The sequence below is a fragment of the Xanthomonas euvesicatoria pv. euvesicatoria genome (genome assembly GCF_020880415.1).
GTDB lineage: Bacteria > Pseudomonadota > Gammaproteobacteria > Xanthomonadales > Xanthomonadaceae > Xanthomonas > Xanthomonas euvesicatoria.
In genome coordinates, this window is sequence record NZ_JAJIUJ010000072.1 from 1 (window position 1) to 23,259 (window position 23,259).

The window sequence follows — 23,259 nt, forward strand, 5'->3', positions numbered from 1 at the left end:
GCCGATACTGCGTTGCGCGCTTTGCCCAGGCAGCCAGCCTGGGCCGCAGCGCACGCCTTGTTTCAACGCGCCACAGGCCGCTTCGCACTCATCTCAAAGTGGATGACACGCTCTAGGCGGGGCCGCCATCGAGATAGCGCTCCAGCGCCTGGCGCACGGTGTTGCCGATATCGAAACAATGGCCGGTGCTGCTGAGGTAGCCGTGCTGATACCAGTTGCAATAGCGATTCATCTGGTCGGCGGGGTCGAAGCCTTGCCGGTGCAGCAGGCTGTGCGCCAGGCACAGCGCCATCGAGGTGTCGTCGGTCCACTGCCCTGCACGCAGGGCGAACGGACCACCGCCGTGCATGTCGTCGATCGGCGTGAAGCTGCCGGGCGCCTGTAATTCCAGCGTGGTGCCCAGCGCATCGCCGACCGCCAGACCGAGCAGACAGCCGCGAAACCGCGCGCGTTCGAGATCGCCGTGTGTCATGGCGCGGCGGTGGCCGCCTTCGCTGCGCGGGCGGCCTGTTGCTCGACCAGGGTGAGTGCAACGTTGTCGCGCAGGTACGCCGGTTGCACGCGCTCTGGCGCCAGCCCTTCGCCCCGCTGCAGCGCGGGCACCGCAAGCGTGAGCAGATCGGCGGCATGCGGCAAGGCACGGGCATCGACGCTGCTCAGTTGTGTGGCTAGGCGCTGCTGCAGCAGTCCGTCGGCGGCCGCAAATCCGGTTCCCACCCCAGCCACGCGCTGCGCCGTCTCGGGCATGACCACCGCATCGGGCGTGCACACGCGCTCCGGGGCAAGTTCCAGCAACCCATCCTCGTTACGCGCAAACACTCCGGCATAGACCTCGCCCATGCGTGCATCGATGCAGGCCAGCACCTGGCTCGCCTCGGCAGGCGCACGCAAGGCCAGCACCTGCAGCGTGGAAACGGCCAGCACCGGCAGATCCAGCGCCAGCGCGATGCCCTGCGCAATGCCGATCGCCAGACGCACGCCGGTGAACGCGCCGGGGCCGCGGCCGACCGCAATCGCATCGAGCTGGCGACGGGTGATGCCTGCCTCGGCCAGCAATTGTTCGGCCCACGGTAGCGCCAGTTCGGCGTGGCGGCGCGGCGCCAGTTCGAAGCGCTCGATCACGCGCCCGTCGACCTGCAAGGCGACGGAACAGGCTTCGGTGGATGTCTCGAAGGCGAGGACGTTCATTGGGGGAGCCGGGACCGGGGACCCGGGATTGGGGACCCGGGAGGGCGCAAAGTTTAACTGATCGATCCGAGTGGCCGGCACGGTACCTGGGATGACAACCGCTGCACACCCGCCAACCAACCGGCAACGACGCCCACCCGGGTGCCGGAAGCGGTTCGCACGCCTTTACCCGGGTGCCCGGTCCCGGGCCCCCGGTTCCGGCGCGAAAAACGCCTGCACATCGGCAATGGCATGCGTGCGCGCAAACGGCGGCAGCGATTTCATGAAGGTGCGGCCGTAGCTCTTGTTCACCAGCCGCGGGTCGCACAGCACCAGCACGCCACGGTCGGTTTCGCTGCGAATCAGCCGGCCCACGCCCTGCTTGAGCGCGATCACCGCCTGCGGCAACTGCTCGTCGCGGAATGGGTTGCCACCCTCGCGACGGATCGCATCCAGGCGCGCTTCGAACACCGGGTCGTCGGGTGCGGCGAATGGCAGCTTGTCGATCACGACCACGCTCAAGGCATCGCCCACCACGTCCACGCCCTCGCGGAAACTGGCCGAGCCCAGCAGCACGCCATTGCCGGAATCGCGGAAGCGCTGCAGCAAGGTCGCGCGCGGCGCCTCGCCCTGCACGAACAACGGCCACGGCGCGCCGCGCAGGGCTTCGGCGGCTTCACGCAGCGCGCGGTGCGAGGCAAACAGCAAGAACGCACGGCCGTTGGAGGCTTCCAGCACCGGCGTCAGCGCGCCGATCAAGGCAGTGCCGAACCCGCGTGCGGCCGGATCGGGCAGGTTCGGCGGCAGGTAGCACAAGGCCTGGCGCGCCCAATCGAAGGGGCTGGGTTGCAGCAATGTCACCGGATCGCTCAAGCCCAGCCGCTGCGCGATGTGGTCGAACTCGCCGCCCACCGCCAGCGTGGCCGAGGTGAATACCCAGGCCGCCTGCGATTTTTCGCGGTGTTCGCGCAGCGGGCCGGACACATCCAGCGGCGTGCGCTGGCAACGGAAGCCGCGCGGGCTGAGTTCGTACCAGAGCACATCGTTGTCGACCACCTCTTCCGGCGGGTCCTGCGCGAAATCGGCCACCGGCTGGTCTTCGCCGAGCCAGCGCGACAGGCGGTTCAACGCTTCCTGCGCACGTGCCGTGCAGCCGTCGAAACCCGGTGAGGCCTCACGCAACGGCAGCAGGGATTCACCCAGCCGTGCCAGCGACGACAGCACGGCGTCGAACCCTTCGCGCACCTGCGGCTTGGCCAGCGCACGCCATTGCGTGCCGCGCGGCGGCAGCCCTTCCATGCCGGCACGCAGGCTGCGCAAGGCTTCGTCCAGCGCCAGGATCGGTGCCTGCAGGCTGGCCTGCGCGCCGGCCACCAGGCGCGCTTCGACCATGCAATCGCGCGCCAGCTCCTGCCATGGCCGCATGCCGAAACTTTCGCCGAAGAAATTGGCCGCCAGTTCCGGCAACTGATGCGCCTCGTCGATGACGAAGGCCTGCGCACCGGGCAGGATTTCGCCGAAACCTTCCTGTTTGAGCGCCAGATCGGCCAGCAGCAGGTGGTGATTGACCACCACCAGATCGGCCGCCTGGGCACGCTGGCGCGCCTGCACCACGAAGCATTCGCCGTAGAACGGGCAGTCGGTGCCCAGGCAGTTGTCGACGGTGGAGGTCACCATCGGCAGCAGCGGCGAGTCGCCGGGCAAGGCTTCCAGCTCGGCCATGTCGCCGAACTGGGTGCGCCCGCTCCAGGCCACGATGCGCTGGAACTGCGAGACCTGTTCGGGCGCGGCAAAGCGCGGTTCGCCACGCGCCTGCTGGGTGCGGTACTTGCACAGGTAGTTGGCGCGCCCCTTCAACAACGCACTGCGCAGCCCCACGCCCAGCGCTGCGCGCACGCGCGGCAGGTCGCGATGGAACAGCTGATCCTGCAGCGCGCGCGTGCCGGTGGAGACGATGGTCTTGAGCCCGGACAGCAAGGCCGGCACCAGGTAGGCGTAAGTCTTGCCGGTGCCGGTGCCGGCCTCTGCCAGCAGCACATCGCGTTGTTCGAACGCTTCGGCGATGGCTCCAGTCAGCCGCAACTGCGCAGCGCGTGGCGCGAACGCGTCGAGCTGGCGCGCAAGCGCTCCGCCCTCGCTGAGCGCTTCGATGCTGGCAGTGGCAAGTTGGGACATGGGAGCGAACGAAAAGCGGGCAGGAAGCACGACAGCCTAGCGCGTGCGCGATGACGCTGCCTGGGTTGGGCTTGTGCGCACATCCCTACGGCTGCGCCAGCAACCGTCGGGCGCCCTGCCTGTGCTTGCTGAAACCGCACCACGCAGCCAGGAGTACCTCGTCAGCTTGGCCGCGACGTGCACGGGCATCCAAAGCGCGCGACGACACGGCCACACCAGGCATCCACCGCGCCCGCCTTGCGGCGTGCGCAGTCGCTCCGATCGCCGGCCTCAGTACCGCTTCACGCCTGGCACGGTGCAACCGGCAATCTGCGCCTTGGCAGAGGCCGCGTTTTCCTTTTCGCCACGCGCCAGACGCGACTGCTCGATGGTCGCCCAATGCCGACGGCACAACGGCCCGGTCCTGGACCCCAGGTCGATCGCCTGCTTGGCGAAGCGTTCGGCCGCCGGCCAGTCGGCCTGCAGCACGGACACTTCGGCACGTTCCTGCAGAATCGCCGGGTCGCCCGACACCAGGCCCAGCGCCTGATCCAGGGCCGCAGCGGCGCCGGCCAGATCGCCGGCCTGGCGTTTGCTCTTGGCGGTGTCGCGCAAGTCATCCACCTGCGGGTCGCGCAGCGGCTGCACCGACAGTTCGGTGTCGTCTGCGCCGGCCTCACGTTCGATCAGCAACAGCCGCTGGGTCGGAGTGGTCGGGTCCACCGGGGTCGGCGGCGGCGCGGGCGGTGCGCTGAGGCAGGCAGTGAGTGCGGCCAGGACGCCGATCAGGGCGAGCAAACGGTGCAGTCGGTTCATGGGGTCATTCCAATCAACGCGTGGGTTGGGCCGCTGCGGGGGCGGCGGCAGGGTCTTCGGGCTTCTTTTCCAGGCCAAAGAAGCGGCGCCAGCCGCCGCCGCCGCTGGATTGTTCGGCAGGAGCGGCCGCTTCGCCGGGCGCAGCTTCGATCGACGGCGCATTGCCCGCGCACGGCGCGTAGGCCGGTGTGAAGCCGACCACGAACGGGAACTGGCGCGCGCCCGGGCAGCCCGGGTCGGTCACGCCGGTGCCGCTGGCGTCCACCCACTGCCAATCCAGGCCTTTCCCACTGACCTTCAATGGCGCACTCGGCAGGCGGGCAAAGATGCTCGACCACACCCGCATCGCACCGGTGGCGCCATACAGGCCGGTCTCTGCGTTCTGGTCGTTGCCCATCCAGATCACTGCCAGATGGTCGCCGGTGTAGCCGGCATACCAGCTGTCGCGACCGTCGTTGGAGGTGCCGGTCTTGCCGGCCGACGACAGGCGCCCCAGGCCATCGCTCAGCAACTGGCGCGCGGTGCCGCCGCTGACCACCTGCTGCAGGCCGATGCTGATGAGGTTGGCGGCCACCGAGTCGCCTTCCTGGGCCGGGGCCGGGGTCTTGTCGTAGCGCTTGAGCAGCTTGCCCTGCGGGTCGAGCACACCGCGCACCGCATGCAGTGGCTGGATCTCGCCGCCGGCTGCCAGGAATTGGTACAGCTGCGCCATGCCATACGGGCTCTGGTCAGTGGTGCCCAGGATCAGCGCCGGATTGGGCTCGGCCTTGATACCGGCCAAGACCTGGATCAGCTGCGCGATGCGGTCCGCGCCGACCTGCATGCCCACCCGCACCGTGGCCTGGTTGTAGGAATGCGCCAGCGCATCGACCAGGCGCACCGTGCCGTGGCTGCGATTGTCGGAATTGCCCGGCGACCAGGTCTTGCCGCGGCTGAGCTGCACGGTCACCGGCGAGTCGTCGACCCAGCTGGACAGCGCCCAGCGGTCCGGCGAAGCCAAGGCCAGCATGTAGACGAACGGCTTGAGCAACGAGCCCACCTGCCGCTGCGCTTCCACCGCACGATTGAAACCCGGCTTGGCCACATCGCGGCTGCCGACCACGGCCAGCACATCGCCGTTGTGCACGTCGGTGAGCACCAATCCTGCCTGCAGCGGCGGTCGCTTCTTGTTGTCCAGCCGCTTGATGGTGCCGGTCACTGCACCTTCGGCATACGCCTGCGCAGACGGCGACATGCCGGTGAGCACGCTCATGCCGGCGCCCTGCAGCACGCCTTCCGGATAGTCGTGCGCCAGCTGGCGTCGCACCAGGTCCACATACGCCGGGAAGCGGTTGGCGGCGACCAGGCCGGGCTCGGTCGGCACGCCCAACGGCGCAGCCAGTGCGCGCTTGTATTCGGCGTCGTTGATCAGGTTGTTTTCGTGCAGCTTGCCGAGCACGAAATTGCGCCGGTCCAGCGCGCGTTCCGGGTTACGCCGCGGGTCGTAGTACGAGGGCCCCTTGACCAGCCCGATCAACAATGCGATCTGCTCGGTGGTCATCGAATTGAGTTCGCGGCCGAACCACAGCTCTGCGCCCGAGGACACGCCGTGGATCGCCTGGCCGCCGCGCTGGCCCAGATAGACCTGGTTGAGATAGGCCTCCAGGATGGTGCGCTTGTCGTAGCGCGCCTCCATGATCACCGCATACAGGATCTCGTTGAACTTGCGCGTGAGCGTCTGTTCCTTGCCGATGCCGAGCAGGCCGCTGCGGGCCAGCTGCTGGGTCAGGGTGCTGGCGCCCTGGCGGACCTGGCCGCCGGAGCGCGCCATGATCCAGGCCGCGCGCACCATGCCGCTCAGGTCGATGCCGTGGTGGCTGTTGAAGTCGCGGTCTTCCACTGCCTGCAGGCCGGTGACCAGCAGCTCGGGCACTTCTTCCATGCGCACCAGGCGGCGCTCTTCCTGCTTCTGGCCGTACAGGGTGGCAATGCGCGCCGGGTCCAGGCGTGCGCTTTTGAGCGCCTTGCGGTCGCCGGCGTCGCGCAGGCTGGCCACGCGCCCACCGGCCAGGCTGACTTCGACCCGGCGCGCCGGCACGCGTCCATCCACATCGATGTAGCCGCGGCTGGCGATGGTGAAGCGGCTGCCGTCCTGCTGGTAGGTGCCGGCCAGCTTCGCCTGACCGTCGTCGCGGTACGACGCCGCGTCCAGCTCGGTCTTCAGGGTGGCCGCATCCAGTGCGTTGCCCGGCACGAGCACCAGCGGCCGGCCGTATACGCGGGTCGGGATCTGCCAACGCAGTTCGCCAAAGCGCTGGGTGACCTGCTTGTTGAGATACATCGTATAGGGAATCAGGAAACCGAGCGCCAGCGCGAACGCGGCAAATCCCCAGACGATGAGTCTGCGTTGCCAGCGGGAGCCTTGCGCGTTGGTGTCGTCCTCGAAATCGTCGGGAGCGTCGTTGTCGTGGCGTCGGGGCACAGGAATGCGAGAATGTAGAGTCCGGCGAGTCTAGCAGCGCTGTCATGGCTGTGACCTGCCGGCCCCGTCGGCCGTTAAGAGCGGCTAACAAAACGCCCGACGCCGCTTCGCCAAGCGCGACGTGTTCTCGGCAGCAGCAGGCATGGTTCGTACACTGCGCGGGCAGATGCAACGATTGCCTCGACCCGCGCGCTGCTCGCACCGTTCACTGCCATACCACGCTGGAGTTCCAACGCAATGTCGATGTCTTTGGCCGATGCGCGCTATCTGTTCAATCGCGTCCTCGGCCTGATCCACCGCAGCGTGGCCAGCATGCGCACGCGCGGCTGGCGCGCCACCTGGCAGCGCATTCGCGTACACACACAGGCGCCTCCGGTCGCCCTGGGCACGCCGCTGTGGCTGCCGCAGGCCGCCCCATTTGCGGCGTTCGCACTGCCGCACAGCGCGACCCCGCGGGTGACGGTGGTGATTCCGGTCTACAACCACATTGCGCACACCCTGGCCTGCCTGCGCGCGCTGGCGGCGCATCCGCCGCTGCTGAGTGTGGACATCATCGTCGTGGACGACGGCAGCAGCGACGCCACCGCTGAACAGTTGCCGCAGATCGCCGGCCTGCACTACCACGTGCGTGCGAGCAACGGCGGTTTCATCGCGGCCTGCAACGACGGCATCGCGCTGGCGCGCGGCGAGTTCGTGGTGCTGCTCAACAACGACACCATTCCGCAACCTGGCTGGCTGGACCGGTTGATCGACACCTTTGCCCGGTATCCGGCCGCCGGTCTGGTCGGCGCGCAACTGGTGTATCCGGACGGGCGCCTGCAGGAATCCGGCGGCGTGGTCTTCGCCGATGGCAGCGCCTGGAGCTACGGCCGCTTCGAATCGTCCGAGGACCCGCGCTATGCATATGTCCGCGCGATGGACTACTGCTCGGGCGCGGCCATCGCGCTGCCGCGCGCGCTGTTGCAGACACTGGGCGGGCTGGACCGGCGCTACATGCCGGCGTATTACGAAGACACCGATCTGGCGTTTGCCGTCCGCGCGGCCGGATATCAGGTGCTGGTGCAGCCGGCCAGCGTGGTGGTGCATAACCAAACCCATGACACGAAGAAAGAATCAGTGGTTGCGGAGCATCAAAGGCAATTTGCTGAAAAATGGTCACCGCAACTCAGCGAACAAATTCAGCAGCCGGTGCTGCCCGGGCCTGCGCTGCTGCACCGCCACCAGCGACAGGTCTTGATCCTGGACGAGTGCGTGCCGCAGCCGGACCGCGACTCAGGCTCGCTGCGGCAGTTCAACCTGTTCCGCCTGCTGCGCGAGGAAGGCGCGCATGTCGTCTTCGTGCCGACACGCCGCGAACACGCCGGGCGCCACACCCAGGCATTGCAGCAACTCGGTGTCGAAGTCTGGTACGCGCCGTTTCTCGAAGGCATCGGCAGCTGGCTGCGCAGCCATGGTGCGCGGTTTGCGGTGGTGCTGCTGGTACGCCACCACGTGGCGCATGCCTGCCTGCCATTGCTCAGGCAATACGCGCCTCAGGCGCGCACCTTGTTCGACACCGTCGACCTGCATTACCTGCGCGAACGCCGCGGTGCCGAGCTGGCCCGCGATGCCAATCTGCTGCGCAGCGCAGAACGCACCCGCCTGCGCGAGCTGGAGATCATGGCGGCCACCGATGTCACCGTGCTGGTGTCGGCCGCAGAACAGGCGCAACTGCGCGCAGATGCGCCGCACATCCGCACCGCGCTGCTGTCCAACCTGCATGAAGTCGCCGGCAGCGGCCATCGCTTTGCGCAACGCCGCGACCTGGTCTTCGTCGGCGGCTTTCGTCATCCGCCGAATGTGGATGCGGTGCAATGGTTCATCAGCGCCATCTTTCCGCAGGTCCGTGCGCAGCTGCCCGAGGTGCTCTTCCACTGCATCGGTGCCGACCTGCCTGACGCCCTGAAATTGCTGGCCGATGAGTGCCCCGGCGTGCAGTTGCATGGTCATGTCCCGGATCTGGTTCCGTTCATGGACAGTGCGCGTATCGCAGTGGCACCGCTGCGTTTTGGCGCGGGCGTGAAAGGCAAGATCAATCTGAGCATGGCGCACGGCCAGCCGGTGGTCGGCACCACCTGCGCGGTGGAAGGCATGCACTTGCGCGACGGCGAGGATGTGTGCGTCGCCGACGATGCGGACGCCTTCGCCGCTGCAATCGTGCGGCTGTATCAGGACGCAGCACTGTGGCAACGCCTGGCCGACAACGGCTTGCGCAACGTGGCCGAACATTTTTCGCTGGACGCAGCACGGGCGACGGTGCGCGAGTTGTTCATTGCGGGGTGAGCAGGTGGCTAGGGATTGGCGTCTGAATCGTTTGCATCACCAAACGCCGCAGTACACGCAATGATGGGCGATTGATCCGCTCGCGCCGCATCACGCTGCTGCGCTCGCACCCTCATCTGCCCCTCGCGGCATCTTCTCCCGGTGGAGAAGGGAGTGTGCATCGCAGCTTGATCGCGTACCGGTTGAAAGGCTGCACAGCTTGGTTCACCTGCGTCTGCAGCACGCATTGCATCTGATGCAAATAGGGGGGCTTGGAGCGTGGGACTGTGCCTGTACCTGATGCAACACGGGCCTGAGACCTTGGGACGACACACGCTCGGCGGGCTTCCACGTTACCCACATCACCAGCAACTGCTCACCGCTGTTCGGCCACCGCCTTGACCCGTCGCGTGAATTCGGCAAGTTCCGGCAAACCCGGATCCAGCTGATGCGCCTCGTCCTGCGCACGGCGGGCGAAGGCTGCGTCCTCCTGGCCCAGCCGTTCGCTCCCGACCGCCACCCAGCGCTGTGCAAGGCGGCGTCGCGCACCGGCCAATGCATCGGCATTGGGCGTCAGCGCCTGCCAGGCATCCAGGCACCCGCGCGCGGCGCGCAGGCGGTTGTTGCGCAGTTCGTCCTCGAAACAACGTTGGCTGGCCGGTACCACGCGCGCCGCGGCCTGCAGCACACGCGGATCGCGTGGCGCCAGCGCCTGCGCGGCACGCACGGCGTCATAGGCGCTGGCGCCAGGCGGTGTCATCCAGCGTTGCTGCGCTTCGGCATCGGCAACGCGCTGCAGCAATGCCCGCAGGCGGCGCTCGCGCGTGCCCCGCGACAGGCTCGCGTCCGGGCCGCGCTGGGCGTCGCGCGCGCGCGCAATCGCTTGCTCGGCCTGCACGATCGATGCGGCGCCAGGCACCAGGAGCTGTGCCTGACGCAGGGATTGCAGCGCATCGTCGAAGTGGAAATCCGCCGCCTGCCGGCTGGCCTGTGCGGCGTACTCGTCCGCGACCTGATCGCGGCCGCGCTGGGCGATTGCATCGTCCGGTTCGGCGGCCAGCACCGCGTTGAAATCGCGCGCAGCCGGGGCCAGGCGGCCACGTCGCAGCAAGGCCTGCGCGCGCTGACGTCGCTGTTCCAGCAGGCGGTGGTACTGCGGCATGTCGACATGCCCGGGGTCGTAACGCTTGGCCGCGGCCAGCAACGCCGACGCCTCGCCGAGCGCATCGCGCGCCAGTGCGTGGCGTGCCTGCGCCAACAGATCGGTCAGGGCGTCCTCGCGGCCTTCCAGTGCGTCGGTGCGGTCGGGCGCCAGGGTCAGGATGCGTTGATAGAGCGGCAACGCACTCTCCGGCGTGCCGTCCAGGCGACCCTGCTGCTGCGCGAGCGCGGCCTGCGCCAGCAAGGCATCCAGCCCCACCCGACGCGCCTGCAGCGCGCGCAGCCGCGCCGCAACCGGGGCGATCTGCGCCTGCGGCGTCTCCAGGGCGGTGGCCAGCGCCAGCGCGCGCTGCGCTGCTGCGGCATCGCCTGCCGCAACCGCTGCACGCGCCTGCGCTACCGCAGCAGCGCCGGTCCGCGCCAGCCCGGTACGGGCTTCCCCACGGTCGCTGTCCAGTGCAAGCGCGGCGGCGAACAGTTCGCGCGCACCGTTGCCGTTGGCGGCGCTGAGCTGGCCGCGTGCCAGGGCCGCATCGCCCCGCTGCAACAATTGCTGGATGCGCGTGTCCGGCCACAGCCAATCGGCCAGCGGCTTGCGCAGCACGATCACGGTGAGCAGCAAGCAGGCGCACAGCGCCAACACCATGCGCCAGAGCGCACGGCTGCGCAGTGGCGCCCAGAGGCGGGGCGATCTGGCCCAGCGCGGGAGCGGAGACATACGGTGGCGTCCATCCTTGGCGCGACCTGACGGGGACGCGTTCACCGCATTATGGTAGCGGTGGAGGCTGCGAAGGCGGTGTGGGCTCTTCGGGAATCGGGAATCGGGAATCGGGAATCGGGAATCGTCAGGCAAGCACAGCTCACCTCTTTCATGTGCTGTCTGTTTTCAACCGCGTGCTCTTGCCAGGTGCGCGGCGTCCTCAGCCCAGCCGCCGCACCTCGCTCACGCCGGGCAGCGCATCCAGCTTGCCGAGCAGGCCGGACAGCTGGTCGTAATCGCTGACCTTCAAGCGCAGCCGTAGCTGCGCCCTGCCGGTATCGCGCACGTTGTCGCTGTTGATTTCCAGCACGTGCGCGTCTTCCTGGGCGATCAGGTTGGTGATGTCCTTGAGCAGCCAGCGGCGGTCCACCGCGCGCACCTGCACATCCACTTCGTAGCCGCTGCCGGCCTTGCCCCACTCCACCGGCAACACGCGCTGCGGGTGGGCGGCGGCCAGGCGCGCCAGTGCCGCACAGTCGGTGCGGTGCACGGTGATGCCGCGACCGCGGGTGAGATAGCCGGCAATCGGTTCGCCGGCCACCGGCTGGCAGCAACGCGCCAACTGCACCAGCAAATTGCCCACTCCCTCGACGGTGAATTTGGATTTCCCCAATCCATCGCGCCGCGCGGTCGGCCGCGGGGGCGCCGGTACCGCCGGCTGGGACGCGGCACGTTCGGCTTCCAGCAACGCACGGCTGACCTGGTTCGGGCCGGTATCGCCCAGGGCGACCTGGATATACAGCTCGTCGACGTTTTCGGCGTGGAATTTGCGCGCGGCCACGCTCAGATCCGCATGCTGCAGGCCCAGGCGCTTGAGCTCGCGATCGAGCAAGTCCTTGCCCGCCTGCACATTGCGCGCGCGGTCCAGCTTGTGGAACCAGGCGCGTACCTTGTCGCGCGAGCGCCCGCTGGCCAGAAAGCCGTTGGAGGCCAGCAGCCAATCGCGGCGCGGGTCCGCTTCCTTGGCGGTCATGATTTCCACGCGGTCGCCGCTGCGCAGCCGGTAGGTCAGCGGCACGATGCGGTCGTTGACGCGTGCGCCACGGCAGCGATGCCCGACCATGGTGTGCACGTGATACGCAAAATCCAGCGGCGTGGCACCTTGCGGCAGATCGATCACCTCGCCCTTGGGGGTGAGCGCATACACGCGGTCTTCGATCAGCTCGGCATCCAGCGCGCCGGCCAGTTCGCCATGCTCGCCCTCCTGCACCTGCTCCAGCAGCTGGCGCATCCACAAAATCTTGCGATCGAACGCTTTTTCGCCGCCCTTGCCGCCTTCCTTGTATTTCCAGTGCGCAGCCACGCCGAGTTCGGCCTGGGCGTGCATTTCGAAGGTACGGATCTGGATTTCGATCGTGCGCCCTTCCGGGCCGACCACCGCGGTATGCAACGAGCGGTAGTCGTTGGCCTTGGGCCGGGCGATGTAATCGTCGAACTCGCTCGGCACCGGCGCCCACAACGAATGCACCGCCCCCAGCGCGGCATAGCACGCCGCCACGTCCTCGACCATGACCCGCACCGCGCGGATGTCGTACAGCTGATCGAACGACAGCCGCTTCTTCTGCATCTTTCGCCAGATGCTGTAGATGTGCTTCGGCCGTCCGCTCACCTCTGCGCGCAGGCCCTGCTGGGCAAGCGCTGCCGACAGGGTGCGCTTGACCGCTTCCAGGTAGCGCTCGCGCGCCACGCGGGTTTCGTCCACTTCGCGGGCGATGCGGCGATAGGTCTCCGGCTCCAGATGCCGGAATGCCAGGTCCTCCAACTCCCACTTCACCTGCCAGATGCCCAGCCGGTTGGCCAGCGGCGCGTGGATGTCGCGCGTGAGCTGGGCCAGCGCGCGGCGCTCATCTTCGCTCAGGCGATCGGCCACGCGCATGCGCGCCAGCTGCCGTGCCAGCAGGATCGGCACCACGCGCAGGTCGTGGATGATGGAAAGCAGCAGACGCCGCAACCCTTCGCTGTTGCGCCCGGCCTCGCGTCCGGCATGCAGCGCCCAGACCTGATCGGCTGCATCCAGGCCGTCCAACAGGCCTTCTACCGCCACCCGCCGCTCCGCCGGTTGCCACGGCAGGCCCGCGATCGCGCCGCGCAAGGCAGACAAGTCGAACAGCAACGCCGCAATCAGGGTGGCTTCGTCGGCGGCCAGCAGCGCCAATGCATCCAGGGTGTCGCCGAGCAATGCCCACGGCACGCGATCGGTCTGCGTAGGCGGCAGGTCCTGCCAGGCCTGCGCCAGCGCGTCGCGCACTGCCGGCGCGATCGAGGCCACGGCAGGCCGCTGCAGCAGCGCCTGCAGACGATCAAATGAGGAACTGGTCACAGCGGTGGACACGGCGGCGGGCAACAACGGGAGGCTGACGACTACGGTAACGTGCGCGTCACCTTCTCCACAACGCGTTTTACCGCGGCGCTCGCCGTGCGGGAGGACGCGCGTGCTTAGGCCAGGTTCACCCCGCAACGTCTTGATTCGTAACCGCCGGGCGCGAAAAGCGGCACGGCGCTGCGCACGGAAATCGGAACCTACGCACCTTTTTACGTGCCCTTTACAACTGCGCCAGACCGCCTGCCTATGCTCGGGGCACGTCGTGCGTTGCATCCTGCAGCCAGCGACGTTTTTCCCAACTGCGAGGTAGCCGTATGAAGACCTGGAAGAAGCCTGTCGTTCGTGAAGTCAATTGTGGCGCCGAAATCAACTGCTACGTCTCCGGCGAGTTTTGATCCTGCACGTTTCACGCTTACCTTGCCGCCTTCCTCTTGATGCATGACCGGCAGTTGCCGGCAGATTAGGTCCAGTTCTCCATGCGTATCATCGTCTTGGGATCGGCGGCCGGCGGTGGGCACCCGCAGTGGAATTGCCACACCCTCGCGAGCCTGCGGGCGTGGCAGCAAACAGACGGTGCCCAGCGTCGTACCCAGGCCAGCATCGCAGTCAGCGCCGATGGCGAGCGCTGGGTGCTGATCAATGCCTCGCCAGATTTCCGCCAACAAATTCTTGCGACACCGGCCTTGTGGCCGCAGCACGGGCTGCGACATTCGCCGATCGAGGCGGTGCTGCTGACCAGCGGCGAGATCGACCACATCGCCGGCCTGCTCTCGATGCGCGAAAGCCAGCGGTTCTCGTTGCATGCCAGCAGCCGCGTGTTGGGCCTGCTCGCGCAGAACCCCATTTTCGACGCCGTCAATCCGCAGTACGTGAGCCGGCAGCCGTTCGCGCTGGACACTCCGCTGGTGCTGTGCGGATTACAGCTCACGCCCTTCTCGGTGCCCGGCAAGGTGCCCTTGTTCATGGAGTCGCGCAGTGGCGGCGACCTGGCGGGGTCCGATGAAGAAACCCTCGGGCTCACCATCGACGATGGCCGTCGCCGCATGCATTACATTCCCGGCTGCGCTGCGATGACCGACGCCTTGCGTGCGCGCCTGCAAAGCGCCGAATTGGTGTTCTTCGACGGCACGTTGTGGCGCGATGACGAAATGGTGCAGCTGGGCGTCAGCCAGAAGACCGGCCAACGCATGGGCCACATGAGCATCGATGGCCCCGATGGCACCATCGCCGCGTTCGCGCCGTTGAACGTGGCCCGCAAGATCTTCATCCATCTCAACACCACCAATCCCGTGCTCGACACCCTGTCGCCCGAGTTCGCCAGCGCGCGCGCCAGCGGTTGGGAAGTTGCCCATGACGGCCTGGAGATCGCCCTGTGACTGCGCTGCTCAGCCCCGACCAACTGGAAGCAGACCTGCGTGCCATCGGCGCGCGCCTGTATCACGACCAGCATCCGTTTCATGCGCTGTTGCACCACGGCAAGCTCGACCGAGGCCAGGTGCAGGCCTGGGCGTTGAATCGCTTCGAGTACCAGCGCTGCATTCCGCTGAAGGACGCGGCGATTCTGGCGCGCATGGAAGACCCCGCGCTGCGGCGGATCTGGCGGCAACGCATCCTCGACCACGACGGCAATAGCGCCAGCGACGGCGGCATCGCACGCTGGCTGCATCTCACCGACGCGCTGGGCCTGGACCGCACGCTGGTGGAGTCCGGGCGTGCGCTGCTGCCCGGCACGCGCTTTGCGGTGCAGGCGTACCTGCACTTCGTGCGCGAAAAAAGCCTGCTCGAAGCGATCGCCTCGTCGCTGACCGAATTGTTCGCGCCCAACATCATCGGCCAGCGCGTGGCCGGCATGCTCAAGCATTACGACTTCGTATCGTCCGAAGCACTGGCCTATTTCGAGCATCGCCTGACCGAGGCGCCACGCGATTCGGATTTCGCACTGGACTACGTCAAGCAGCATGCCGATACGGTCGAAAAACAGGCGCTGGTCAAGGCCGCATTGCATTTCAAGTGCTCGGTGCTGTGGGCGCAGCTGGATGCATTGCATGTGGCCTACGTGACGCCAGGCATCGTCTGGCCGGATGCCTTCGTGCCGGACCGCGACGCCAGCCGGGTCGCGGCATGAGCGGCATTACCCGCCATAGCCAGCCGTCCCTGCGTGCAGGCGTGCGCCTGCAACATGACCGTGCGCGCGACCAGTGGGTATTGCTGGCGCCCGAACGCGTGGTCGAGCTGGACGACATCGCCTTGGTGGTCGCGCAGCGCTACGACGGCACACGCTCGCTGGCGCAGATCGCGCAGGAGCTGGCTGCAGAATTCGATGCGGACGCGGCCCAAATCGAAGCGGACGTGATTGAACTCACCGATACCCTGCATCAGAAGCGTTTGCTGCGGCTATGAGCATCGCGCCGCCACCGCTATCGGTGTTGTTGGAATTGACCCACCGCTGCCCGTTGGCGTGCCCGTATTGCTCCAACCCGATCGCGCTGGCAGCGCTGCGCGAGGAAATGGACACCGCAGGCTGGCGCTCGCTGCTGCAGCAGGCCGCCGACATGGGCGTGCTGCAGGCGCATTTTTCCGGCGGCGAGCCCATGTTGCGCAAAGACCTGCCCGAACTGGTCGCGCATGCGCGCGCACTCGGGCTGTACAGCAACCTGATCACCTCCGGCGTCGCTGGCGGCGAGCCAATGCTGGACCAACTGCAGGCGGCCGGGCTGGAACATGTGCAGTTGAGCGTGCAGGACGTGGATGCGGCCGGCGCCGACCGCATCGCCGGCTACCGCAACAGCTTGTCCAAAAAGCGCGAATTCGCCGCCGCGGTCCGCGCCCGCGGCCTGCCGCTGACGATCAACGCGGTACTGCACCGCCATAACGCCGAACGCGTGCCCGGGATGATCGCGCTGGCGCTGGAATGGCAGGCCGAGCGCATCGAGGTGGCGCACACCCAGTACGACGGCTGGGGCCTGCGCAACCGCGCTGCGCTGATGCCCAGCCGCGAGCAACTGCTGGCCACCATCGACGCGGTGGAAACCGCGCGACGCCAGCTCGGCGACCGCCTGGCGATCGATTTCGTCACGCCCGATTACTACGCGCGCCAGCCCAAACCCTGCATGGGCGGCTGGGGCCAACGCTTCGTCAATATCTCCCCGCGCGGCGACGTGCTGCCCTGCCACGCGGCCGAAACCATCGACGGCCTGCGCTTTGACAATCTGCGCGAGCGTTCGCTGGCCGATATCTGGAATAACGGCGAGGCATTCGTGCGCTTTCGCGGCACCGCATGGATGCCGGAGGTGTGCCAGGGCTGCCCCAAGCGCGAGATCGATTGGGGTGGCTGCCGCTGCCAGGCGCTGGCGCTCAGCGGCGATGCCGCCACGCTGGACCCGGTCTGCGAACGTTCGCCCATCCATGCGCAGGTGCGCGCAACCGCCGAGCAGGAGTCGGCATCGCCGGCACCGGCCTTCATCTATCGCCGCCCAGAACGCCCCGCAGCAGCCACCGCAGACCCGCTGGAATAGGCAGCGCCGGCATGCCCCAACAGCGTCTACACTAGCCCTCTCCTCTTCTTCGGATGGCTTCCATGTCGCTCGCGCGCCGCATTCCCTTGATGGTTTGCCTGACCTTGGCGCTGCATGCCGCCCCTGCCCTGGCGCAACGCGCGGTGCAAGGCGACCTGCAGTCGCAGATGAGTGCCGAACAGTTCAAGGCCGCCGGCCTGGACAAGCTCAATGCGAGCGAACTGGCTGCGCTCAACGATTGGCTGCAGGGCAAGGTCGCCAAGGAGGCCGCAGTGGTGGTCGAACAGGCCAAGGAAGCCGGCCGCCAGGAAGTGATCGTCAAGAACCGCGGCTTCTTCGACTTTGGCAGCAAGGAGCCGATCGAGAGCACGATGGTTGGCGAATTCAAGGGCTTCGCCAAGGGCCGCGTTTACACGCTGGCCAACGGTCAGGAGTGGGAACAGACCGATGCCGCCAGCCTGTCTGGCGTGCGCAAGGACGCACCCAAGGTCAAGATCAAGCCGGGTCTGGTCGGCGTGTGGTATCTGCAGATCGAGGGTTACAACACCCCGGCCAAGGTGCGGCGGATCAAGTAAGCGCCTCCGCCGAGCTTGCGCGGCTGCCGAAAGCGGTTGCCACGCATGGCATCGGCATGCGCCGCGCGTATCCCGCCGCTGCGCGTTGCGCATGCGACATTGCAACCAGCCGCTGCAATGCGCTCGCCGTAGAGCAGCGCATGCGCAAGGCGGCGCCGGTGCGGCAGACAGAGCGCAAGCGTCAGTGCGCACCCGCCATGCCCAGGCGCAGCCAACGTGGCGCGCCGAATCATCGTACTCAGCATCGCGCACACGCAGCCCATTGGCGGTAGCGATAGGTGCCGTCCTACTGACCGATTCCGACCACGCGTACACTCCTGCACACACCGCGCCACCCACCCGTCGCTGACGCCACTGCTAACCGCGTTTTTCCCACGCGATTGGTCGCAGCAATCGCTGGCCACACGCACGGACTCTGGAGAACCTGCATGCGCTCGAAGACCTATTGCAGCCTTGCACTGCTAACGTCCCTGACACTCTTTGCAGGCGTCGCGCCCGCTGATCCCATCGCGTCCGCTGCGTCGCCGGCGGAGCGCTGCGCCAATGCACCGGACGTTGGCTTCGGGCAAGCCCTGGTGTGTTACCACGATGCCATCGAACAACAACCGCTGACCTATACGCGCGTTGGCACCAGCAGCGTGGCCGGTGTCGAGCGGCGCGATTACCTGCTGACCTCGCAGGACTGGTCGCCCGAGGGACTGGTCACGCCGGCGCGCTGGCAGCATGACGTGGCGATCTACGTGCCGACAGAGGCCTTGCCCACGCGCGCGGTGTTGATCTCAACCAATGGCACGCGTCACCCGGCGGATGGCAGTGCGGCGCAGCCGGCCAGCGAGTTGGCGCCCGAAGCGCTGGCCGCCTTGGCGCAACGCACCCGCACGGTGGTGATCGCGCTCAGCGACATCCCCAACCAGGCGCTGATCTACCAGGGCGATGCCACCCCGCGCCGCGAAGACGACAGCGTGGCCTATAGCTGGTCGCTGTTTCTCAAGGCGCCGCAGCAGCGCAAGACATTGCCGCTACATGTGCCGATGGCGGCCGCGATTGGGCGCACCATGAGCCTAGCCGAGCGCGAACTGGCCCCACTGCGAATCCATCGCTTCGTCCTTGCCGGCGCCTCCAAACGCGGATGGGCCAGCTGGCACGCCACCATCGCAGACCGGCGCGTGGAGGCGGTGGCGCCATTGGTGATCGACATCCTCAACATGCCGGCCGTGCTGGAGCATATGTCCCGCACCTATGGCGGCAACTGGCCGATCGCCTTCAACGCCTATGCAAAGCAGGGCATCACCTCACAACTGCAGACCCCCGCCTTCGCGCAATTGGTGCAGCTGCAAGATCCGCTGAGCTATTTGCACACGCCGTACCGCACGCGGCTGGCGGTGCCCAAGTACATCGTCAACGCCAGCGGCGACGACTTCTTTTTGCCGGACAACACCCAGTTCTTCTACCACGCACTACCCGGCAGCAAGGCGCTGCGCGTCCTGCCCAACAGTGCGCACAACATCCGCGCCTCCGTCGTCGATACCCTGGCACCGTTTATCACGCGCCTGCAGCAGCAGCGCCCGTTACCGCAGGTAAGCGATGTGTTGCGTACGGGCCAAGCGCCGCAGATCCGCTTCCGCTCCTCCGAGCGGCCAACGCAGGTGCAGCTGTGGAGTGCACATAATCCGCACGCGCGCGATTTCCGCTACGCCTGCGGCATACGCTACAGCGCCACACCCATTGCGCTTGCCGGCGGCGGCCCGGTACCGGTACCGGTGCAGATTCCGGAGAACGGCTGGAGCGCGTATTTCGTCGAAGCCACTTACGCGGACGGATTCGTTGCCACCAGCCAGACCTATGTACTCGGCAAGCAGCGTTACCCCACCCAGGCACCGCCCACCGATAACGCGGCCTGCAGCACGTTGCCCGGCGTGACCACCGCTGCCGCCGTGCGCTGACGCAGTTCTTGAACGATGGCGATCGCCGGCTGAAGCACCTCGCGGGCAATTGAGCGCCATGCGCCAGTTGCCGGGTCGGCTTTTCGGCAACCACCGCGCCACGTTGGACGCGTTTGTCCACGTTGCGCAATGAAGTCCGCACAGACAATGCCAAATGGCACGTTTTTGCACTTGAGCACGCCACCAAGATCGATCCAACCCGACTGATCCATTGACATCGTTGTCACCAACTCCTACACAGGCCCCTACTCGCTGACGGCATCGGCCGATCAGACGGACCAAAGGACTGAATGTGGCTGCGATTTCGCGTTCCGCTTACGCCTCTGCCTCGCCCGATGTCCCCGTTGCCACCAGCTTCGTCGCTGCCGATGTCGGTGGCACGCATGTGCGTGTCGGGCACATGCTGCAGACGCGCGATGCAGCCATCGAGCTTTCGCATTACCGCACCTATCGCTGCGCCGAACACGCCAGTCTCCAGGCCATCCTCGAGGACTTCCTGCAACAGCGGCGCCGCGTCGATGCGGTGGTCATCGCCAGTGCCGGCGTAGCGCTGGACGATGGCAGCTTCATCAGCAACAACCTGCCCTGGACGATTTCGCCCAGCCGCATCGGTACCGCACTGGCGGTGCGCGACGTGCACCTGGTCAACGATTTCGAGGCGGTGGCCTACGCAGCGCCGCAGATGGAACAACGCGCCGTGCTGCAGCTGAGCGGGCCCACGCCGCGCCATGCGCGCGCCAACGGTCCGATTCTGGTGGTCGGCCCCGGCACCGGTCTGGGTGCAGCACTGTGGATCGATGCCAAGCCACGCGCAATCGTGCTGGCTACCGAAGCCGGCCAGGTCGCGCTGGCCAGCACCCACCCGCACGAATACGCCTTGCTGCAACGCCTGTTGCGTGGCCGGCACTATCTGCCGCTCGAGCACGTGCTTTCCGGCCCGGGCTTACTGCATCTCTACCACGCGGTGTGCGAGCTGCATGGCGCAACGCCGCTCCATCGCCTGCCCGCCGCCGTGACGCACGCAGCGCTGCACGAAAACGATGCGCTTGCGCGCGAGTGCCTGCAAATTTTTTGTGGCCTGCTGGGGAGCGCGGTCGGCGACATGGCACTGGCCTACGGCGCTGCCGGTGGCATCTATCTGGCCGGGGGCTTCCTGCCGACGATCGGCCAGTTCCTGGCTGGCAGCACATTCGCCGAGCGCTTCCTGGACAAGGGAAACATGCGCGCGGTGCTCGAACGCATCCCGGTCAAATTGGTCGAGCACGGGCAACTGGGCGTGCTCGGCGCGGCCAACTGGTATCTGCAACACCACACCGAGCTGTCGTAAGCGATCTACCACGCGTTCCACCCCGAGCGCGCGTCTGCAAGACCCCGCATCCGGCGAGCGGCAGCCCGCCGTCCATCCCTGTGCGTGATGAGGAGAGACATCATGAAATACAGCATCACCCTGCTGTCCAGCGCCATTGCACTATCGCTGGCATTCGCTGCGCAAGCCCAGGACGGCGCTGGCACGCAAGCCACCGACCTGGATGCCGTCCAGGTGGTCGGCATCCGCGCCAGCCTGGAAAAATCGCTCGATACCAAACGCAACAACACCGGCATCTCCGAGGCGATCACCGCCGAAGACATCGGTAAATTCCCAAGCACCAACGTGGCCGAAGCGCTCTCGCAGATTCCCGGCGTCACCCTGGACCGGCGCTTCGGGCAAGGCGAGCGCGTGAGTATCGACGGCACCGACCCCAGCCTCAATCTGTCGTTCCTGGACGGGCATCCGGTTGCGCAGGCGATCTGGCTTTATGGCGAACAGCCCAGCCGCGGGTTCGATTACACCCTGCTGGCCCCGCAGATCCTGGGCCGTGCGGAAATTCTCAAATCCTCCGAAGCGCGCCTGACCGAAGGCAGCCTGGGCGGCACGGTGCTAATGCACACGCGGCAGCCGCTGGATCTGAAGGCCAACGAAGTGGCTGCGTCCATCGGCTATAGCTACAGCGACCAGGCCAGCCAGGGCAAACCCAACGCGGCACTGCTCTACAGCTGGAAGAACGCGGCGCAGACCTTCGGCATTGCGGTGTCGGCGCAGCACTACGAAGAACGCGTCGACCGCCGCGGCATGGAAGTGTTCGGCTACGCACCGGCCAGCACTTTCGCCAATGCCGCAGGCGGCGTGCCTGCCGATGCGGATGTACCCAACTCGATCAACGCGGCCTGGTTCCAGCAGGATCGCGAGCGCGACAGCGCCGTGGTCAACCTGCAACTCAAGCCCAGCGAGGCGCTGGAGTTCAATCTGAGCGGCCTGTACATCAATGAGAACTTCGACAACTACAACCAGTCGATGTACAGCTTTTTGACCTGGAATGCCGGCACCGTGGCGGCGGTGGACCAACTTGGCGGCGTCCGTAACGGCGTGGTCACCAGTGGCCACTCCAGCGCCAATGCGATCCCGCTCGGCGGCACGGTGATCTACGACAACAACGTGCGCGAATCGGAGGTGACCACCAAAGGACTGGACCTGCGCGGCGCCTTCCGCGGCGAGGGTTGGGGCTTGAACGGACAGGTGGGCCAGAGCAAGTCCGAGAACAACGATCTCTCGCAATACTTCATTGAGCCGTTCTACAACGGCGGCTTCAGCTGGGACACCCGCCGCGGCATCCGCTTCGATGATCCCGCAGCGGCACGTAATCCCGCCAACTGGGGTTCGGCCGGCGGCTGGTTCGGCAACAACGGCATCTTCTCTACCGAAAGCAAAGACACCTACGGCCAGCTGGATTTCAATCTGCAGTTCGATGGCGTGTTCAATCAACTGCTGTTGGGCGTGCGCCACGGCAAGCATGACGAGCGCTTCGAGCTCAATGTCTATGGTGGTGTCACCCCCGGCACCCTGGCCGACGTGGGCACGATCGGGCTCACCGATCTGCAGGGGTTCTATCCCGATCACGGCCGACATATACAGGCAGGTCGCAACAACCTGCTGAACTGGATCCGCAACAGCCCGGTCGATTACGGCGCGCCGGATCCGGCCAGCTACCTCAACAACAGCTGGGCGCTGGAGCAGACCAACAATGCGGCCTACGCGCAGCTGAATTTTTCCGGCGGCGGTCTGCGCGGCAATCTCGGCGTGCGCTACGTGGATTCCAAGACCGAAGGCAGTGGCTTCGTCTACAGCGGCACGCCCTCCCTCGCCGACGCCGGCAGCGTGTGGCAGACCCGCACCCGCAAGGAAGACTTTCTGCTGCCTTCGCTGACGCTGTCGTACGACACCAGCGACGACTGGGTATTCCGCTTCGCTGCGGCCAAGGTCATCGCCTGGGCACCGTACAACCAGATGGTCAACAACACCTTCCTCAACGACACCACCTTGACCGGCAGCGGCGGCAATGCAGACCTGTCGCCGTATGAATCCTGGAACTTCAATCTCTCTGCCGAATATTATTTCGCGCAGCAAGCGGTGGTGGCGTGGTCGGTGTTCTACAAGAAGATCGACAACTACATCGACACCAGCGCCAGCGTGGAGCGCCAGTACAACGCACTGCGCGACACTGCGCCGCAGAGCTGGGCGCAATTGCTCGGCAGCAACGGCTGTACCGCCGATGGCTATTGCGACTACAGCATCCAGCGGCCGCGCAACGCCGGCGATGGCAAGTTCAAGGGCTTCAACATCTCCTTCCAGCAACCGTTCGGCGACAGCGGCTTCGGCCTGACCGCCAACTACACCTATGCCGCCGGCGAAAACAACACCGGCGATGCCCTGCCCTACCAATCGCGCAACAGCCTCGCCTTCAGCCCCTACTACGAAAAAGGCCCACTCAATGCCCGGCTGACCTACAACTGGCGCGACAGCTATCTGGCCGGCGGTTATGTGGCCGGTGCGGCACCGGCAAGCGTGGACGATTACGCCGAACTCGGCGCCAGTATCGGCTATGCCTTCAGCCCGAACTGGTCGCTGCAGGTCGATGCGCAGAACCTGCTGGACGAGCAATACCTGCAGTATCTGGGCGACAAGGACCACCTGGCCGGACGCTACAAGAGCGGACGCCGCTACATGGCCAGCCTGCACCTGAAGTTCTAGCGCAGCTAGCAACGACT

Annotated in this window: 16 protein-coding genes and 1 pseudogene; 10 read left to right on the forward strand and 7 right to left on the reverse strand. The window is 66.6% G+C overall.

Translation table 11 applies throughout. The features are described from left to right. Positions 1–115 precede the first annotated feature (115 nt). The 5 genes and pseudogenes from LN450_RS12275 to mrcB form a co-directional block, all read right to left on the reverse strand. Positions 116–472 (reverse strand): annotated as a pseudogene (locus LN450_RS12275) (ADP-ribosylglycohydrolase family protein); the annotation flags it as partial. Beyond that, a complete protein-coding gene (tsaB, locus tag LN450_RS12280) occupies positions 469–1,188 on the reverse strand; it encodes a tRNA (adenosine(37)-N6)-threonylcarbamoyltransferase complex dimerization subunit type 1 TsaB (RefSeq protein WP_011348246.1) in 720 nt (239 codons plus the stop codon). The pseudogene LN450_RS12275 and the gene tsaB, both read right to left, overlap by 4 nt. 165 nt (positions 1,189–1,353) lie before the next feature. Beyond that, the gene (gene yoaA / locus LN450_RS12285; protein ID WP_011348247.1) at positions 1,354–3,342 is read right to left on the reverse strand and encodes a DNA repair helicase YoaA; all 1,989 of its coding nucleotides are present in this window, start codon (positions 3,340–3,342) and stop codon (positions 1,354–1,356) included. 270 nt (positions 3,343–3,612) lie between these two features. After that, the gene (locus tag LN450_RS12290) at positions 3,613–4,137 is read right to left on the reverse strand and encodes a hypothetical protein (protein WP_011348248.1); all 525 of its coding nucleotides are present in this window, start codon (positions 4,135–4,137) and stop codon (positions 3,613–3,615) included. 13 nt (positions 4,138–4,150) lie between these two features. Continuing rightward, on the reverse strand, positions 4,151–6,598 hold the full coding sequence (gene mrcB, locus LN450_RS12295; RefSeq protein WP_011348249.1) for a penicillin-binding protein 1B: 2,448 nt from the start codon (positions 6,596–6,598) through the stop codon (positions 4,151–4,153). 237 nt (positions 6,599–6,835) lie between these two features. On the opposite strand from mrcB, the gene LN450_RS12300 reads away from it, so the two are divergent. Then, the gene (locus tag LN450_RS12300; RefSeq protein WP_011348250.1) at positions 6,836–8,920 is read left to right on the forward strand and encodes a glycosyltransferase; all 2,085 of its coding nucleotides are present in this window, start codon (positions 6,836–6,838) and stop codon (positions 8,918–8,920) included. Between the two features lie 355 nt (positions 8,921–9,275). Here the strand turns inward: LN450_RS12300 and LN450_RS12305 are convergent, their stop codons facing one another. After that, entirely contained in the window at positions 9,276–10,706 is a 1,431-nt protein-coding gene (locus LN450_RS12305) for a hypothetical protein (protein ID WP_039417080.1), read from the reverse strand. A 274-nt stretch (positions 10,707–10,980) separates the two neighbouring features. Beyond that, complete coding sequence (locus LN450_RS12310; protein ID WP_039417082.1) at positions 10,981–13,167, reverse strand: RelA/SpoT family protein; 2,187 nt, start codon at positions 13,165–13,167, stop codon at positions 10,981–10,983. Between the two features lie 290 nt (positions 13,168–13,457). Here LN450_RS12310 and pqqA point away from each other — a divergent pair, with 290 nt between their 5' ends. From pqqA to LN450_RS12355, 9 genes are all read left to right on the forward strand, one after another. Further along, positions 13,458–13,538: a pyrroloquinoline quinone precursor peptide PqqA gene (gene pqqA / locus LN450_RS12315; RefSeq protein ID WP_002812057.1), complete on the forward strand. Its 81-nt coding sequence runs from the start codon at positions 13,458–13,460 to the stop codon at positions 13,536–13,538. An 81-nt stretch (positions 13,539–13,619) separates the two neighbouring features. Then, positions 13,620–14,519 carry a pyrroloquinoline quinone biosynthesis protein PqqB gene (pqqB, locus tag LN450_RS12320; protein ID WP_011348253.1) on the forward strand — a complete coding sequence of 300 codons (900 nt, stop codon included), beginning with the start codon at positions 13,620–13,622 and terminating at the stop codon, positions 14,517–14,519. After that, on the forward strand, positions 14,516–15,268 hold the full coding sequence (pqqC, locus tag LN450_RS12325; RefSeq protein ID WP_007967171.1) for a pyrroloquinoline-quinone synthase PqqC: 753 nt from the start codon (positions 14,516–14,518) through the stop codon (positions 15,266–15,268). Before pqqB ends, pqqC begins: the two co-directional genes overlap by 4 nt. Next, positions 15,265–15,543 carry a pyrroloquinoline quinone biosynthesis peptide chaperone PqqD gene (pqqD, locus tag LN450_RS12330; protein WP_011348254.1) on the forward strand — a complete coding sequence of 93 codons (279 nt, stop codon included), beginning with the start codon at positions 15,265–15,267 and terminating at the stop codon, positions 15,541–15,543. Before pqqC ends, pqqD begins: the two co-directional genes overlap by 4 nt. Beyond that, the gene (pqqE, locus tag LN450_RS12335) at positions 15,540–16,658 is read left to right on the forward strand and encodes a pyrroloquinoline quinone biosynthesis protein PqqE (RefSeq protein ID WP_011348255.1); all 1,119 of its coding nucleotides are present in this window, start codon (positions 15,540–15,542) and stop codon (positions 16,656–16,658) included. Before pqqD ends, pqqE begins: the two co-directional genes overlap by 4 nt. 62 nt (positions 16,659–16,720) lie before the next feature. Continuing rightward, positions 16,721–17,233: a hypothetical protein gene (locus tag LN450_RS12340; protein ID WP_039417084.1), complete on the forward strand. Its 513-nt coding sequence runs from the start codon at positions 16,721–16,723 to the stop codon at positions 17,231–17,233. A gap of 428 nt (positions 17,234–17,661) precedes the next feature. Further along, positions 17,662–19,176, forward strand: a complete 1,515-nt coding sequence (locus LN450_RS12345; RefSeq protein ID WP_011348257.1) for a PhoPQ-activated pathogenicity-related family protein — start codon at positions 17,662–17,664, stop codon at positions 19,174–19,176. Positions 19,177–19,468: 292 nt separating this feature from the next. Beyond that, positions 19,469–20,503: a glucokinase family protein gene (locus tag LN450_RS12350; protein WP_011348258.1), complete on the forward strand. Its 1,035-nt coding sequence runs from the start codon at positions 19,469–19,471 to the stop codon at positions 20,501–20,503. A 102-nt stretch (positions 20,504–20,605) separates the two neighbouring features. Continuing rightward, positions 20,606–23,242 (forward strand): TonB-dependent receptor, encoded by a 2,637-nt coding sequence (locus LN450_RS12355; protein ID WP_011348259.1) that lies wholly within the window; start codon positions 20,606–20,608, stop codon positions 23,240–23,242. Positions 23,243–23,259 lie beyond the last annotated feature (17 nt).

Bases quoted from the DNA above. Each gene is read 5' to 3' on its own strand.
- LN450_RS12300 (WP_011348250.1), top strand. From the start codon at position 6,836: ATGTCGATGTCTTTGGCCGATGCGCGCTATCTGTTCAATCGCGTCCTC.
- LN450_RS12345 (WP_011348257.1), top strand. From the start codon at position 17,662: ATGCGCTCGAAGACCTATTGCAGCCTTGCACTGCTAACGTCCCTGACA.
- LN450_RS12290 (WP_011348248.1), bottom strand. From the start codon at position 4,137: ATGAACCGACTGCACCGTTTGCTCGCCCTGATCGGCGTCCTGGCCGCA.
- pqqD (WP_011348254.1), top strand. From the start codon at position 15,265: ATGAGCGGCATTACCCGCCATAGCCAGCCGTCCCTGCGTGCAGGCGTG.
- LN450_RS12355 (WP_011348259.1), top strand. From the start codon at position 20,606: ATGAAATACAGCATCACCCTGCTGTCCAGCGCCATTGCACTATCGCTG.
- LN450_RS12305 (WP_039417080.1), bottom strand. From the start codon at position 10,706: ATGGTGTTGGCGCTGTGCGCCTGCTTGCTGCTCACCGTGATCGTGCTG.
- pqqE (WP_011348255.1), top strand. From the start codon at position 15,540: ATGAGCATCGCGCCGCCACCGCTATCGGTGTTGTTGGAATTGACCCAC.
- pqqA (WP_002812057.1), top strand. From the start codon at position 13,458: ATGAAGACCTGGAAGAAGCCTGTCGTTCGTGAAGTCAATTGTGGCGCC.
- yoaA (WP_011348247.1), bottom strand. From the start codon at position 3,342: ATGTCCCAACTTGCCACTGCCAGCATCGAAGCGCTCAGCGAGGGCGGA.
- pqqB (WP_011348253.1), top strand. From the start codon at position 13,620: ATGCGTATCATCGTCTTGGGATCGGCGGCCGGCGGTGGGCACCCGCAG.
- LN450_RS12340 (WP_039417084.1), top strand. From the start codon at position 16,721: ATGTCGCTCGCGCGCCGCATTCCCTTGATGGTTTGCCTGACCTTGGCG.
- tsaB (WP_011348246.1), bottom strand. From the start codon at position 1,188: ATGAACGTCCTCGCCTTCGAGACATCCACCGAAGCCTGTTCCGTCGCC.